Here is a 14,054-nt window from a genome sequence, read left to right as displayed (position 1 = left end):
ACAGGGGAATTAGCATGGGCGACAAAACACTGACTCGAATGGACCTGAGCGAAGCCGTCTTTCGTGAGGTAGGTCTGTCACGAAACGAAAGTGCGCAGCTGGTTGAAAGCGTTCTGAACCACATGTCCGACGCCTTGGTGCGTGGTGAACAGGTGAAGATCTCGTCTTTCGGTACCTTCAGTGTTCGCGACAAGACCGCCCGTGTCGGTCGCAACCCCAAAACTGGCGAAGAAGTCCCGATTCAGCCGCGCCGTGTGCTGACTTTCCGCCCGTCGCATCTGATGAAAGATCGCGTCGCAGCCGGGAACCGCAAGTAAGTTCAGGACGTCCAGGTTATGAGTAAGTCCCCCGATGCCTTTCGCACCATAAGCGAAGTTGCGGACTGGCTCGGTGTTCAGGCTCATGTTCTGCGATTCTGGGAAAGCCGGTTCACGCAGGTAAAGCCCGTCAAACGCGCAGGTGGACGCAGGTATTATCGCCCGAATGACATGCGTCTGTTGGGCGGGATCAAAAAACTGCTGCACGAAGACGGAATCACGATCAAAGGTGTCCAGCGTATCCTGCGCGAACAAGGCGTCGCACATGTCGCGGCGCTGTCCCCTTCCCTGGATGACCTCGGCGCGGCCCCGATTGCGCCTGCCCAGGACACCGTGGTGCCGTTCGAACCAAAGCCCGCCGCCGCCACGAAACAGATTCGCATGGATCTGCGCGACCCGATCCAGCCAACCGGTAAGGACGATGCGCAGACAAACGCACCCGCCTCTGACGCTTCACAGCCCGAGCCAGAGCCCGAACTGGACGCCGCGCCCCTGATGGGGGGAATCGCGTCGCTTGCGTGGAATCAGACAGATTTTGATGACGACCTGCTGCGGCGCATCGCTCCGATTGCGAAAGATCTGCGCCGCTGGCTGGACCGGGTTGAAACACAGGCAACGGGTTAGGACAAAAGGCATTGATTTCCTCTTGCCCCTGCCGGGAAAATCTTTATGAACACCCCAACGTCGGGCTATGGCGCAGCCTGGTAGCGCGTCCGTCTGGGGGACGGAAGGTCGCAGGTTCGAGTCCTGCTAGCCCGACCAAATTACACCGACGTTTATGGCATACAGGCCAGATCCCGCTCTGGCACCAGGGGGGATCGAGATGACAGGTGTTTGCCCGAACCAACAGCTAGAGGCGATGATCGCGCGCGGTGAGATCACCGCTGAACCAGAGGTTCTGCCTGCCCAGATTCAACCTGCCAGCCTTGATTTGCGACTGGGAACAGTGGCTTACCGTGTACGCGCCTCGTTTCTTGCGGGCGAAGGCCGGACTGTCACGGATCGCTTGACCGAGTTTGAGATGCACCGCATCGATATCTCGGATGGCGCGGTTCTGGAAAAGGGCTGCGTCTATCTGGTGCCCCTGATGGAATCGCTTGCCCTGCCCGACAACATGAGCGCCGTGGCCAACGCCAAAAGCTCGACCGGGCGACTGGACCTTCTGACGCGGACGATCACCGATGGCGGCACCGAGTTCGACCGCGTTCCCGCAGGTTACACAGGCCCGCTTTTTGCCGAAATCTGCCCACGCTCGTTCTCGGTTCTAGTTCGTCCCGGGATGCGTCTGAACCAGCTTCGTTTCCGCCAGGGTCAGGCCGTGTTGTCCGATGCGGAACTGAGGTCCTTGCATGCGCAATCTCCGCTTGTGGACGGACCTGCCGTCATTCAGGACGGTCTGGGCTTTTCGGTCGACCTGCAACTGCCCGAGACCGATCTGGTGGGCTATCGCGCCAAACCGCATACCGGGGTGATCGATCTGGATCGAATCGGTGAATACGACCCGCAGGACTATTGGGAAGAGGTGCGCACCAAAGATGGTTCCATCATCCTGGACCCCGGCGCGTTCTATATCCTTGTCAGCCGCGAGGCGGTGCATATTCCACCGATGTACGCGGCTGAAATGGCGCCTTATCTGGCGATGGTTGGTGAGTTCAGAGTGCACTATGCAGGCTTCTTCGATCCCGGTTTTGGCCATGCCGCTGCCGGGGGGGCCGGTTCCCGTGGCGTGCTTGAGGTACGCTGCCACGAAGCGCCATTCGTGCTGGAACACGGACAGGTCGTCGGACGTCTGGTCTATGAGAAAATGGCTGAAATGCCGACCCAGCTTTATGGTGCGGGCATTGCCTCGAACTATCAGGGTCAGGGCCTGAAACTGTCAAAGCATTTCAAAGCCGCAAGCTGACCCCTAGAACTTCATGAACCTGCGCATTTGACGGGTCACGCGCTGTGCCTGCCTGAGGTTCTGCGCATGTCTCGGTGCGCTGGTTTTTCCGGGCCCATTCGATGTGCCGGGTCCGCCGCCCTTTCGGCTGGCCAGATCGATACCCTTGTTCACACCTTTGTTGACCAGACGGCGCATGACCTGACGCACAATCATGTCGATGATCCGGTTTGCATTCATCGCTCAACTCCGTGTCCTCTCGCACAAAGATAGGCGCTTTATGCGGCAACAAAAGGGCTGTTCGATCACTCTTCTTCGAACAACTCGCTCTGGTCTTCGTCAACTTCGTCCTCGCGCCCTTCCCCCAAAGGGATCGCACCCGGAGGAGGCCGATTCTCCAACAATCCCGCGGCGCGCAGCTCTTTCAGGCCCGGCAGATCGCGCGCGTTTTCCAGGCCAAAATGATCCAGAAACTCAGGCGTCACCACAAACGTAACCGGACGACCCGGTGTCATGCGGCGGCGGCCCAGCTTGATCCACTCCATCTCAAGCAACTGATCGATGGTCCCGCGCGAGACCGACACGCCCCGGATTTCCTCGATCTCGGCCCGTGTGCAGGGTTGGTGATAGGCCACGATAGCCAGAGTTTCGATCGCAGCGCGGCTGAGCTTGCGCGTCTCGACCGTTTCCTTCTGCATCAGAAAGCCCAGATCAGGGGCCGTGCGGATGGCCCAGGTATCCCCTACGCGCACAACGCGCACGCCACGCCCCTCATACCGTTTCTGAAGCAATTCAACTGCTTGCGCCGCGTCGCTGCCATGGGGCATCCGCGCCTCAAGATCCGCAATCGTCACCGGCTCGGCGCTGGCGAACAGAACGGCTTCGACCATACGCTCCTGCTCTGCCAGCGGAGGCGCCTCGAACAGCGTACCGGTCTCTTCTGGGGCATCAGTCACGTGTTTCGGTCCTCTTGCGCAATTGGATCGGAGCGAATGTCTCGCTCTGCTTGATTTCCATATGTCCTTCTTTCACCAGTTCCAGCGAGGCCGCAAAGGTCGCCGCCGTTGCCGACCTGCGCCTTACCGGGTCGGAATCCCAGCCATCGGGCAGGTAAGTTTCCATGTCGGTCCATGTCCCGGCAAACCCGATCAGCGGTCGCATCCGTTCCAATGCCTGTTCCATGGTGAATACCGAATCGCGGTCCATCACAAACGGGCGGAATTCATCACGGGTGCGGATGCGGGCATAGCCCTGCATCAGATCCAGCAGCGTGGCGGAATAGGTGACGGTGCGGATTCGGGTGATATCTTCGCCCTGCCCGCGTTTGAAGAAATCCCGTCCCAGCTGATCGCGCGCCATCAATCGTGCCGCAGCGTCGCGCATCGCCTGCAAGCGTTCCAATTGAAACGCCAGATGTGCGGCCAGCTCTTCGCCCGAAGGTCCCTCGTCTTCGGGGTCTGGCGGCAACAGCAGGCGGGATTTCAAAAAGGCCAGCCAGGCCGCCATCACAAGATAGTCGGCGGCCAGTTCGATCCGCAGCGCCCGCGCCTTTTCGACAAAGGCCAGGTATTGCTGCGCCAGCGCGAGTACGGAAATTTTCCTCAGATCAACCTTCTGCGTGCGCGACAGGGTCAGAAGAACGTCCAGCGGGCCTTCGAACCCATCGACATCAACAATCAGCGCTTCGGCCGCAAGACGATCCGCGACCGAGACAGGATCTTCGCTGAAAAGATTATCGTTCATATACCTGCCCGCCCATTAGGGCAGATAGTTCCGCCTCGGCGGCAGGGATGTCAAGTTCCTGCGGAGCTTTGCGCATCGCCAGTGCCCGTTCTGCGCGGGCCTGTGCCACATCGGACATCTCCCCGGCAGCTTCCAGCACCTCGGCGCGCTCGGCAAAGCTTCCGTTGCAGTGCAGAACGACGTCACAGCCCGCGCTTATGGCTTGCCGCGACACCTCAGCAGGCGTTCCGCTGAGCGCCTTCATCCCGATGTCATCGGTCATGATCAGCCCGCCGAAGCCAATCCTGTCGCGGATCACATCCATCATGGTTGCCGAGATGGTGGCAGGCTGCGGGTCAATCCGGTCATAGACCAAATGCGCAGTCATCCCCATCGGCAGGTCGTTCAAGGCCCGGAACGGCACGAAATCGCTGCGCTCAAGCTCATCCAGGGGCAGATCCACATGCGGCAAGTCATGGTGGCTGTCCAACGTGGCACGTCCATGGCCCGGAATATGCTTGAGCACTGGAAGCACTCCGCCATCCAGATGACCCTGCGCCACGGCTTTGCCAATTCTGGAAACGCGTTCAGGATCAGCGTCATAACAGCGGTTCTTCAGGAACTTGTGCGTCTCGGGACGCGCGACATCCACCATGGGCGCACAGTTGCTGTCGATGCCCAGACCAAACAATTCATCGGCAATCAGGCGGTACCTCAGATACATGGCGCGCTCGGCCTGCTCGGCGGCATTGGCTACGTGATCCAACGGAGGCAGCCATTCGCGGGCCAGCGGCGCCCGCAGGCGCTGCACGCGGCCACCTTCCTGATCGATGGTGATCGGGCAATTGCGCCCGACTGCCTCGCGGAAATCATCACACAAAGCGCGCACCTGATCCGCGTGTTCGATGTTGCGGGCGAACAAAATGAACCCGAACGGGTTCATCTGCCGAAACAAGTCTTTTTCCTGTTGCGTCAGGCGCAGGCCCTCTGCATCGGTGATCGTGGCACCGTACTTCACCTGACGGCTACCGGGATACAATCAGCCCCTTGCGCAACAAGCGCGGCACAAAACTGGCGCGAGTCGCTCAGGTCTTCAAAGCCCAGCACGCGCAGGCGGTAAAAGGTGCGCCCACCGCTTGAGGTCTTCTGGATAACGCGCTGTTTTCCTGCCATATATTCGCCGAACCTTCCGTTCAGGCGATCCCATTCCGTTTGCGCCACCTGAACGCTGTCATAGGCTCCAAGCTGCGCCAAACGCGTGCCTTTCGCCAGCGTATCAGGATCAACATCCAACCCAACCGCAGCCTTCACCGCGGCATTGATAGCGTCTTCGGAATTCTCGCTTGGCGACACCCGGCTGCGTGAGGTGCGTGCCGGGCGGGTCAACGGGCGCAAGGACCGGCGCACACCCGGCAGCGCGGCAATGGCCGGGTCCGGCAAGGCGGCTGCGAAATCGGCCGGGTCAATTGCGGGTTCTTCCTCGGGGGTGGTCAGCGATGCCAGCTGCACGCCATCCTCGGCGTTTTGCTGCGTTTTGGCGGCCTCACCAGCCAATTCCGCAACCAGCGCATCCACTGCGTTCTGGCGCAATCGGGCGGCTTCCTGGGTTGAAATCGGCTTTTCCACAACATGCAGCGCCGGTGTCGGCTTCAGATCAGCGGCAGGTACGTCTTCATCCGTCAACGAGACCGGCCGCGGCGCAAGGATCAGACGATCCGCCGGGGCGGCAGCACTGCCCTTGGCGGCCACGGCATTGACGGCCAAGCCCTGATGATCGGCTGGTGTTCCGCCCGGGTTTTCGGGCTGCACCCGCATCGGCCCTTCGGCTGCACGCACGACCGGCACGCCGCTGACATCCCGCATGACAAGCTTGTATCCCCAGATACCGACACCGGCGACCAGTGCCAACGATGCAACAGCCCCCAGGAAATTGACGGCCCGCCCCAGTCCGAACGCGCCGCGCGGCGCGTCGTAATCCTGCATCTCGTCGGGATAGTCATACGCATCCTCGAAATGCGCTTGATTCGGGTAATCATTCTGCCCAGGGCTTTGATGCCCCGAGTAATCGTAACTCGCCATGTCCGCCTCACTGCCCGCTTCGCGCCCGAAAATAAGGCGCGCGGGTCATTTCTTGCCTACCTCGTACCGGCGGTTCGGGCGATATTTGTTACCGCATCTCCTGCGCCGGGGTGACGCCAAGAATACCCAAGCCCGCTGAAATCACAACAGAAACGGCCCGGGCCAGCGCAATTTTCGACTGGCTTGTGGCAACATCGCCATCCTGAATGAAACGCAATTGGGTTTCGTCATTGCCCTTGTTCCACAAAGCGTGAAAATCCCCTGCAAGTTCATATAGATAGAAAGCGACACGGTGTGGTTCGTTGGTCCGCGCAGCGATCTCGACCAGACGTGGCCATTCCGCCAGCTTCTTGGCAACCGTCAGTTCGGCGGGGTGGTCCAGCGACGCCAGATCGGCCCCGCGCAGGGTGGCGTCGGTGGCGTCGATCCCCGCCTCGGCGGCACGGCGCAGCACGCTCATCACCCGGGCATGGGCGTATTGCACGTAGAACACGGGGTTCTCGCGGCTCTGTTCCAGCACTTTGTCGAAATCGAAATCCAGCGGCGCGTCGTTCTTGCGGGTCAGCATCACGAAACGCGTCACATCCGGGCCAACCTGATCGACCACATCCCGCAGGGTGACAAAGTTCCCGGCCCGTTTCGACATCTTGAACGGCTCGCCATTTTTCCACAGTTTCACCAGCTGCGTCAGCTTGATATCCAGCGGCACCTTGCCATCGGACAGGGCCGACACGGCCGCCTTCATCCGCTTGACATAGCCGCCATGATCCGCCCCGAACACGTCGATCAGCGCGTCAAAGCCACGGCTCACCTTGTCATAATGATAGGCGATATCGGGGGCGAAATAGGTCCAGCTGCCGTCCGACTTCTTGACCGGGCGGTCGACGTCATCGCCATGTTCGGTGGACTTGAACAAGGTCTGTTCGCGCGGCTCCCAGTCTTCGGGCTTTTTTCCTTTTGGCGGCTCCAGCACGCCTTCATAGATCAGGCCCTTTTCAGTCAGCGATTGCAGCGCGGCCTCGATCCGGCCCGTGCCATAGAGCGATTTTTCCGAGAAGAACACATCCATCTCTACGCCCAGCGCCTTCAGGTCGGCGCGGATCAGGTCCATCATCGCGTCGGTCGAAAACTCGCGCAGCTCTTCCAGCCATTCGCTTTCCGGCTTGTCGATCAGGCTGTCGCCAAATTTCTCTTTCAGCGCCTCGCCAATCGGGATCAGATAATCGCCGGGATACAGCCCTTCGGCAATCTCGGGGCTGAGGCCATTGGCCTCGCGATAGCGCTCATAGGCCGACCGCGCCAGCACATCCACCTGCGCGCCGCCGTCGTTGATATAGTATTCGCGGGTTACGTCATGGCCCGAATAGGCCAGCAGGCTTGCCAACGCATCCCCGAACACCGCGCCACGTGTGTGCCCGACATGCAGCGGACCGGTCGGGTTGGCCGAGACATATTCGACATTGACCTTCTGCCCCTGCCCCATGGTCGAGCGCCCGAAATCGGTGCCTTTTTCCAGCACAGCCGCCAACACGCCTTGCCAGACGGACGGCGCAAGACGCAGGTTCAGGAAACCGGGCCCTGCCACTTCTGCGCTTGTGATCCGGTCATCCGCCGCCAGTTTCCCGGCCAGAACATCCGCAATGTCGCGCGGCTTCATCCTGGCAGGTTTCGCCAGCACCATCGCGGCGTTGGTGGCCATGTCCCCATGGGCCGCATCGCGCGGAGGCTCGACCGCCACGTTGTCAAAGCTCAGCCCCTCGGGCAATGCGCCTTCGGACTGCATCTGCGCCAGCGCGTCCAGTACAAGGCCGCGGATCTCGGAAAACAGGTTCATTTCGGATGTCCTTTTGCTTGTCGCGGGGTTTACCACGCAAACCGGCAAGGTCAATGGACGCCTAATGTTTAAGCTTGGTTTGGCGAAACATCTCGCTAATCTCGGGCCTGTACGCCGCTACCGGAGACCGTTGATGCAACGCGCCTTGTCTTTTGCCTTGCTTTTGTCCACCGCCCTGCCTGCGCTGGCCGACCTGCCACAGCCCAAAGGCCATGTGCTGCTAACGCTGGGCGGCGCAGTCAGCGAAACAAACCTGCCTGCGCGGGGTCAGAATGACGGCGGTCTGCTGGGCTATCTGGAGATCACGTATGACGGCGCGGCTGGTTTTGACGCAGCCATGCTGGACGGGCTGGAGCAGTTCGAGATCACAATCCCCTATGGTCCTCCGGGCAATGAGCGGGAATACAGGTTTTCAGGTCCGCTTTTGGCAGACGTCATGACATTGGCGGGGGCCGAGGGGAAAACCGCTCTTCCCATGGCGCTGGATGGGTATCAGGCTGAAATCGAGTGGGACAGTATCGCCACGCACAAACCGATCGTTGCAACGCATGCTGATGGCGCACCGATGGGGATCGGAGGTTACGGCCCGACGATGATCGTGTTCCCACCGACGAAGAACGCCGAACAGTCCGCGAAACAAGCCGCTCAGCAAGTCTGGGCCATCGCTTACATAGCCGTGGAGTGATCAGCCCGTCAGCCGCGCATGGTCCTGCAAGGCAAATCGGTCGGTCATGCCCGCAATGTAATCGGAAACGATGCGGGCCAAGGCTGTGTCGTCCCTGGCCGCTTCAATGTCATTGTGCCAGCGCACAGGCATCTGCCTGGGATCGTTCATGTAGATCGGAAACAGATCTTCCACGATCTTTGCCACCTCTGCCCGCACTGACATCACCCTAGGTGCGCGATACATACGTGTGAACAGAAACGCTCTGATTTCGCGCAGTTGCGCCCAAACCTCATCCGAGAACTGGATGACAGGATACCCAAGATGTCGGATTTCTTCGACGGACTGCGCGCCAGACACGGCAATGAGATCGTTCGAAGTGTTGATGACATCCGCCACCATGACCCCGAAAACCCGCCTGAGCGCTTCGTGACGCCGGCGATAGGACTCCAACCCTGGGTATCTGGCATCCACCTCGGCGTAACAGGCCCCGACAATCGGCAGGTCCTGCAAATCGTCATCCGTGAACAACCTTGCGCGCAACCCGTCCAAAAGATCGTGATTGTTGTAAGCTACGTCATCAGAAAGGGCGGCAACTTGCGCTTCCGCGCTGGCATGGGTGTGCAGTTCAAGATCAAACTCCTGATCGCACTCGGCCAATGCCCAGGGCAGATCGTCTTCAACCGGCCCATTGTGCTTGGCTATCCCTTCCAGACATTCCCAGGTCAGGTTGCACCCATCGAATTCTGCATAGTGGCGCTCCAGCTTTGTGACAATCCGAATGGCCTGCGCGTTGTGATCAAAGCCACCATAGGGCTTCATCAACGCGTGCAGCGCGTCTTCGCCAGTGTGTCCAAAGGGCGTGTGCCCCAGATCGTGCGCCAGGGCCACGGCTTCGGTCAGCTCCGGGTTCAGGCCCAGGGCACCGGCAATGGTCCGGGCCACCTGCGCCACCTCGATGGAATGGGTCAAGCGGGTGCGGTAGCTATCGCCCTCATGCTCAACGAAAACTTGTGTCTTGTGCTTGAGGCGCCGAAAGGCACTGGCGTGAATGATCCTGTCCCGGTCGCGCTGAAAGCATGATCGGAAACTGCTTTCCTCCTCGGCTACGAGCCGTCCCCTGGTGCGGTCCGGATCCGAGGCAAAACTAGCTCTGTCCAAATGGCCCATCCTTGTCGCCTGTCCTTGCACTTTCTATATTGTATGGCGTAACGGAAGGAAACCTTTGGAGACCGGCATGAATCTGCCCCCAACAGTCACGGATCGCGCCTTTGAACGCCTCGCTGAAATCGGCGCGGCGGATCAGGGTCAGGCACTGCGCGTCGCAGTGGAAGGCGGCGGTTGCTCGGGGTTTCAATACGAAATCGCTTTGGATACGCCAAAAGAAGATGATCTGGTCCTTGAAGGCAAAGGGCAAAAAGTCGTTGTTGACGCCATTTCGCTGCCCTTCCTGGAAAACGCGGTTATCGACTTCACCCAGGAACTGATCGGTGCACGATTTGTGATCGACAACCCCAACGCCACCTCTTCCTGCGGTTGTGGCACATCTTTTTCGATGTAACCGTGGGGGCTTTGCCCCCACACCCCCAGGATATTTTCAGCCAGATGAAGCAGGAGTCCGCCCTCTGACCGAAAGACCAGAGGGCTTCACCTGGCGCGGTCATCGGCGTCCCCGCCTGTACCGCAACTTCAGCTTGAAGAAACTCGGTTAATAATCCGTTTCTTCATCTGGCCAAAAATATCCCGGAGCGCGAGGCAGAGCCTCGCAAATACGATCTCCGCCTTGCCGTTGGGCCCGTTCTGCGCGATAGGTTGCACCAAGTCTTCGGAGGATCGCGCATGAAAATCGCCACGTTCAACATCAACGGCATCAAAGCGCGGGCCGAAGCCCTGCCCCGTTGGCTGGACGAAGCGCAGCCCGACGTTGTGCTGCTGCAAGAGATCAAGTCGGTCGACGAAAACTTCCCGCGCGAGATATTCGAAGAGCGTGGGTTCAACGTGGAAACCCATGGACAAAAAAGCTTCAACGGCGTTGCAATCTTGTCGAAGCTTCCCCTCGAGGATGTATCCCGCGGCCTTCCCGGCGATGACGCGGATGAACAGGCCCGCTGGATAGAAGCCACCGTCGTTGGCAAAAAGGCTGTTCGGATCTGTGGATTGTACCTGCCCAATGGCAATCCCGCACCCGGCCCGAAATACGATTACAAACTGGCATGGATGGAACGGCTGTATGACCGTGCCCGTGATTTGCTGGCAACCGAAGAACCCGCGTTGATGGCAGGGGATTACAACATCATCCCGCAGGCGGAGGACGCCAAACGCCCCGAAGCATGGCGCGACGATGCATTGTTCCGCCCCGAAAGCCGCGCCGCATTCCGCAAGATCCTGAATCTGGGCTTCACCGAAGCGTTCCGGGCCACCACCCAAAGCGCGGGGCACTATTCATTCTGGGACTACCAGGCCGGGGCCTGGAACCGGAACGACGGAATTCGGATCGATCACTTTCTGCTGACCCCGCAAGCGGCAGATCTAATGCGGGATTGCCAGATTGATGCCGCCGTGCGCGGGCATGAAAAACCCTCGGATCACGTGCCTGTCTGGGTCGATCTGGATATTTAGCGGTTCAGGCCGTGACGTCGTAGCTGTATATCCATTCGTAGCGGCGTGACAATTTCCCTCCGATGGCCATAAGCGCACATTGGGCCGCCAAACGGGCGGGGCCTGACAGGTGGAAATTGCGTGCGTTCGACCCGGCAGCGGCAACCACGCTTTCGGCCCTTGGCCTGCGCGTTTGCTCGTAGGCGGCAAGCGCGCTGGTGACGCCCGAGTGTTCGTCGAATGATCGTGCAAGCGTCCAGGCATCTTCCAGCGCCAGGCAGGCGCCTTGTGCCATGAACGGCAAGGTCGGATGCGCCGCGTCCCCCAGCAATGCCAGACGACCGTTCTGCCATTTTTCTGCGACCGGGCGCAGGAACAGGGCCCACAGATTCACATCCGAGACCTTTGACAGAATCTCACCGACAGGACCGCCGAACCCTGAAAACCGTGCGCGCAGCTCGTCCGGGTCACCTTTCAGCTTCCACCCCTCTTCCCGCCAGTCCGAGCGTTCCTCGACCGCTACGATGTTCATCATGCTCTGATCGCGCAAAGGATAGGTTACGACATGCCGACCCGGCCCCATGGTCAGGGATGCCGTCACCACGCCTGAATCCGGTCGCCAGGGAATGGTGGCGCGCCAGGCGACCTGGTGCGTGAACGCGGGTGTCTCGGGCCCGTTCAGAGCCGGACGAATCGTGCTTCGGCCACCGTCGGCGGCGATGACGCATTCGGCGCGCAGCCGTTCGTCGCTCGCCAACAGAACTTCGGCTTCGTTGGGGTGTTTCTGCACGTAGGACACCTTGGCCCCCAGACGGACATCCACACCGGCCTCGCGGGCCGCAGAATGCAGCAGATTCAACAGATCGGCACGGTGAAAATAATAGGTCGGGCCAGCCGAAGGCCCCGGCAGCCGGCTGACAACGCGGCCTTTGCGGTAGTCGCGCAAGATCGTACCGTGCGACTTCTGGCCCGCAGACAGATCCTCCACCCCAAGGGCGCGCAACACGCACATCCCGTTTGCACTGATCTGCAGACCCGCGCCAACCTCGGTCAATGCCGGGGCTTGCTCCAGCAGGGTGACCTGCGCCCCGTGTTGCCGCAGCGCCAACGCAGCCGCGAGACCGCCGATGCCGCCGCCAATTACACAGAAATTCAACCGATTGATCTTCATGCCCCTCGCATAACGCAAAAACGCCAGAGCCACAGGCCCCGGCGTTCGAAATTTTTCAGTTGCACCTGGCGATCAATCGTCGCGGTGGACCTTTTCGCGGCGCTCGTGGCGCTCTTGCGCCTCCAGCGTCATGGTCGCAATCGGACGTGCATCCAGACGTTTCAGCGAAATCGGATCGCCCGTCTTTTCGCAGTAACCGTATTCACCTTCTTCGATCCGGCGCAGGGCTGCGTCGATCTTGGCAACCAGCTTGCGCTGGCGGTCGCGAGTCCGCAGCTCCAGAGCGCGATCGGTCTCCTCGCTCGCGCGGTCTGCGACATCCGGGATGTTTCGGGTGTTGTCCTGCAGCCCTTCGATCGTATCGCGGCTGCCTGCCAATAGTTCAGTCTTCCAATCCAACAGCTTGCGGCGGAAATATTCAAGCTGACGTTCATTCATGAAAGGTTCATCTTCGGCCGGGCGGTAATCCTCCGGCAGAAAAACTTCCTGTTTCATATTTGCTCCCTCGGTATGGCCAGAAACGTCGGTCGCGGATGTTTCACCTGACATTTGGCACCCCCTTCTGCGCAGCGTTTAGCCGACGGGCGTGGGATTGTCACTACACAAACGTTGCTTCAGCACGCCCTCGTGCTGTTTTGTCTAAATATGAGACAAACAACAACAAAACCCTGTTTTTCTATGAAATTTAGCAGGCCTTTTTGAGGCAGGTGTCAATTGGCAGGGTACATTCGCGCGCACGAATCAACCAAAAGGGCTTGGAGTTCCTGCAAAAATCGCCTCAACCGACGCAGGGACGCGGGTTGTCAAAATCATTGACCGTCTGTAACCCGGACAACACAAACTGCCCACGGATCACGAAAAACCACACGAGAAGCCCATGACCGCACGCTTTCAAGGTACAGCCGAATATGTCGCCACTGACGATCTGACGATTGCCGTGAACGCCGCCGTCACACTTGAACGCCCGTTGTTGGTCAAGGGCGAGCCCGGCACCGGCAAGACAGAGCTGGCCAAACAGGTGGCCGGTGCGCTGGGGCTGAGGATGATTGAGTGGAACGTGAAATCCACCACCCGCGCGCAGCAGGGCTTGTATGAATATGACGCGGTCAGCCGCCTGCGGGACAGCCAGTTGGGTGAGGAACGCGTGCATGACGTGTCGAACTATATCCGCAAGGGCAAGCTGTGGCAGGCCTTCGAGGCCGACGAAAAGGTCGTTCTGCTGATCGATGAGATCGACAAGGCGGATATCGAGTTTCCAAACGACCTTTTGCAGGAACTCGACAAGATGGAGTTCCATGTCTACGAGACAGGGGAAACGATCCGGGCCAAAAACCGCCCTATCGTCATCATCACTTCGAACAATGAAAAGGAATTGCCGGACGCGTTTCTGCGCCGCTGTTTCTTTCACTACATCCGCTTCCCGGACGAGGCCACGATGCGCCGCATCGTCGAGGTTCATCACCCCGGCATCAAAGATGCGCTGCTGACCACCGCCCTGACCCAGTTCTATGAAATCCGCGAGACGCAGGGACTCAAGAAAAAGCCGTCAACGTCGGAAGTGCTGGATTGGCTGAAGCTGCTGCTGGCCGAGGACCTGAGTGCCGAAGACCTCAAGCGCGGCGGCGCAGATGCGCTTCCGAAACTGCATGGCGCGTTGCTGAAGAATGAACAGGACGTGCATCTGTTCGAACGTCTGGCCTTTATGGCACGCGGCAAACGATAGCCAGAGGGGGACCGGTCGGTGATCATGGCTTGCCTTGGGACGGCCCGGATGCCAGCATCGGTCC

Annotated in this window: 16 protein-coding genes and 1 tRNA gene; 8 read left to right on the top strand and 9 right to left on the bottom strand. The window is 59.8% G+C overall.

What is annotated here, in order from left to right; genetic code table 11:
- Positions 1-14 precede the first annotated feature (14 nt).
- The 4 genes from ihfA (at position 15) to GOW60_RS02850 (ending at position 2,220) form a co-directional block, all read left to right on the top strand.
- On the top strand, positions 15-317 hold the full coding sequence (ihfA, locus tag GOW60_RS02865; protein WP_152458234.1) for an integration host factor subunit alpha: 303 nt from the start codon (positions 15-17) through the stop codon (positions 315-317).
- 18 nt (positions 318-335) lie between these two features.
- Positions 336-941: a MerR family transcriptional regulator gene (locus GOW60_RS02860; protein ID WP_171228151.1), complete on the top strand. Its 606-nt coding sequence runs from the start codon at positions 336-338 to the stop codon at positions 939-941.
- Between the two features lie 61 nt (positions 942-1,002).
- Positions 1,003-1,079, top strand: a tRNA-Pro gene (locus GOW60_RS02855).
- 61 nt (positions 1,080-1,140) lie between these two features.
- Positions 1,141-2,220, top strand: coding sequence for a 2'-deoxycytidine 5'-triphosphate deaminase (locus tag GOW60_RS02850; protein WP_171228360.1), 1,080 nt, complete (start codon positions 1,141-1,143; stop codon positions 2,218-2,220).
- A 3-nt stretch (positions 2,221-2,223) separates the two neighbouring features.
- Here GOW60_RS02850 and GOW60_RS02845 read toward each other — a convergent pair whose 3' ends face one another.
- The 6 genes from GOW60_RS02845 to argS form a co-directional block, all read right to left on the bottom strand.
- Positions 2,224-2,439, bottom strand: a complete 216-nt coding sequence (locus GOW60_RS02845) for a hypothetical protein (RefSeq protein WP_171115509.1) — start codon at positions 2,437-2,439, stop codon at positions 2,224-2,226.
- 65 nt (positions 2,440-2,504) lie between these two features.
- Entirely contained in the window at positions 2,505-3,155 is a 651-nt protein-coding gene (gene scpB, locus GOW60_RS02840) for an SMC-Scp complex subunit ScpB (protein WP_171228150.1), read from the bottom strand.
- Positions 3,148-3,942 carry a ScpA family protein gene (locus GOW60_RS02835; RefSeq protein ID WP_152458239.1) on the bottom strand — a complete coding sequence of 265 codons (795 nt, stop codon included), beginning with the start codon at positions 3,940-3,942 and terminating at the stop codon, positions 3,148-3,150. Before GOW60_RS02835 ends, scpB begins: the two co-directional genes overlap by 8 nt.
- Entirely contained in the window at positions 3,932-4,939 is a 1,008-nt protein-coding gene (gene nagZ / locus GOW60_RS02830; protein ID WP_171228149.1) for a beta-N-acetylhexosaminidase, read from the bottom strand. Before nagZ ends, GOW60_RS02835 begins: the two co-directional genes overlap by 11 nt.
- Positions 4,936-6,000 carry an SPOR domain-containing protein gene (locus GOW60_RS02825; RefSeq protein ID WP_171228148.1) on the bottom strand — a complete coding sequence of 355 codons (1,065 nt, stop codon included), beginning with the start codon at positions 5,998-6,000 and terminating at the stop codon, positions 4,936-4,938. The genes nagZ and GOW60_RS02825 overlap by 4 nt, the downstream gene beginning before the upstream one ends.
- A gap of 88 nt (positions 6,001-6,088) precedes the next feature.
- The gene (gene argS, locus GOW60_RS02820; protein ID WP_171228147.1) at positions 6,089-7,834 is read right to left on the bottom strand and encodes an arginine--tRNA ligase; all 1,746 of its coding nucleotides are present in this window, start codon (positions 7,832-7,834) and stop codon (positions 6,089-6,091) included.
- A gap of 133 nt (positions 7,835-7,967) precedes the next feature.
- Here argS and GOW60_RS02815 point away from each other — a divergent pair, with 133 nt between their 5' ends.
- The gene (locus GOW60_RS02815) at positions 7,968-8,519 is read left to right on the top strand and encodes a hypothetical protein (protein WP_171228146.1); all 552 of its coding nucleotides are present in this window, start codon (positions 7,968-7,970) and stop codon (positions 8,517-8,519) included.
- Here GOW60_RS02815 and GOW60_RS02810 read toward each other — a convergent pair whose 3' ends face one another.
- Positions 8,520-9,668: a deoxyguanosinetriphosphate triphosphohydrolase gene (locus GOW60_RS02810; RefSeq protein ID WP_171228145.1), complete on the bottom strand. Its 1,149-nt coding sequence runs from the start codon at positions 9,666-9,668 to the stop codon at positions 8,520-8,522. It abuts the gene before it with no gap.
- A 67-nt stretch (positions 9,669-9,735) separates the two neighbouring features.
- Here GOW60_RS02810 and GOW60_RS02805 point away from each other — a divergent pair, with 67 nt between their 5' ends.
- Positions 9,736-10,059, top strand: a complete 324-nt coding sequence (locus GOW60_RS02805) for an iron-sulfur cluster assembly accessory protein (protein WP_171228144.1) — start codon at positions 9,736-9,738, stop codon at positions 10,057-10,059.
- A gap of 278 nt (positions 10,060-10,337) precedes the next feature.
- Complete coding sequence (gene xth, locus GOW60_RS02800; RefSeq protein WP_171228143.1) at positions 10,338-11,117, top strand: exodeoxyribonuclease III; 780 nt, start codon at positions 10,338-10,340, stop codon at positions 11,115-11,117.
- Positions 11,118-11,121: 4 nt separating this feature from the next.
- Here the strand turns inward: xth and GOW60_RS02795 are convergent, their stop codons facing one another.
- Together GOW60_RS02795 and dksA are read right to left on the bottom strand one after the other, a co-directional pair.
- On the bottom strand, positions 11,122-12,267 hold the full coding sequence (locus GOW60_RS02795) for an FAD-dependent monooxygenase (protein WP_171228142.1): 1,146 nt from the start codon (positions 12,265-12,267) through the stop codon (positions 11,122-11,124).
- A gap of 72 nt (positions 12,268-12,339) precedes the next feature.
- Positions 12,340-12,762, bottom strand: a complete 423-nt coding sequence (gene dksA, locus GOW60_RS02790) for an RNA polymerase-binding protein DksA (protein ID WP_152458248.1) — start codon at positions 12,760-12,762, stop codon at positions 12,340-12,342.
- 382 nt (positions 12,763-13,144) lie between these two features.
- On the opposite strand from dksA, the gene GOW60_RS02785 reads away from it, so the two are divergent.
- Positions 13,145-13,990: a MoxR family ATPase gene (locus GOW60_RS02785; protein ID WP_152458249.1), complete on the top strand. Its 846-nt coding sequence runs from the start codon at positions 13,145-13,147 to the stop codon at positions 13,988-13,990.
- Positions 13,991-14,054 lie beyond the last annotated feature (64 nt).

The sequence above is a fragment of the Ruegeria sp. HKCCA4008 genome (assembly GCF_013033125.1).
GTDB lineage: Bacteria > Pseudomonadota > Alphaproteobacteria > Rhodobacterales > Rhodobacteraceae > Ruegeria.
This window is presented reverse-complemented; position numbering and strand designations above follow the sequence as displayed.

Coding starts and splice junctions, on each gene's coding strand:
- ihfA (WP_152458234.1), top strand. CDS start 15: ATGGGCGACAAAACACTGACTCGAATGGACCTGAGCGAAGCCGTCTTT.
- GOW60_RS02860 (WP_171228151.1), top strand. CDS start 336: ATGAGTAAGTCCCCCGATGCCTTTCGCACCATAAGCGAAGTTGCGGAC.
- GOW60_RS02850 (WP_171228360.1), top strand. CDS start 1,141: ATGACAGGTGTTTGCCCGAACCAACAGCTAGAGGCGATGATCGCGCGC.
- GOW60_RS02845 (WP_171115509.1), bottom strand. CDS start 2,439: ATGAATGCAAACCGGATCATCGACATGATTGTGCGTCAGGTCATGCGC.
- GOW60_RS02835 (WP_152458239.1), bottom strand. CDS start 3,942: ATGAACGATAATCTTTTCAGCGAAGATCCTGTCTCGGTCGCGGATCGT.
- GOW60_RS02825 (WP_171228148.1), bottom strand. CDS start 6,000: ATGGCGAGTTACGATTACTCGGGGCATCAAAGCCCTGGGCAGAATGAT.
- argS (WP_171228147.1), bottom strand. CDS start 7,834: ATGAACCTGTTTTCCGAGATCCGCGGCCTTGTACTGGACGCGCTGGCG.
- GOW60_RS02815 (WP_171228146.1), top strand. CDS start 7,968: ATGCAACGCGCCTTGTCTTTTGCCTTGCTTTTGTCCACCGCCCTGCCT.
- GOW60_RS02810 (WP_171228145.1), bottom strand. CDS start 9,668: ATGGGCCATTTGGACAGAGCTAGTTTTGCCTCGGATCCGGACCGCACC.
- GOW60_RS02805 (WP_171228144.1), top strand. CDS start 9,736: ATGAATCTGCCCCCAACAGTCACGGATCGCGCCTTTGAACGCCTCGCT.
- xth (WP_171228143.1), top strand. CDS start 10,338: ATGAAAATCGCCACGTTCAACATCAACGGCATCAAAGCGCGGGCCGAA.
- GOW60_RS02795 (WP_171228142.1), bottom strand. CDS start 12,267: ATGAAGATCAATCGGTTGAATTTCTGTGTAATTGGCGGCGGCATCGGC.
- dksA (WP_152458248.1), bottom strand. CDS start 12,762: ATGAAACAGGAAGTTTTTCTGCCGGAGGATTACCGCCCGGCCGAAGAT.
- GOW60_RS02785 (WP_152458249.1), top strand. CDS start 13,145: ATGACCGCACGCTTTCAAGGTACAGCCGAATATGTCGCCACTGACGAT.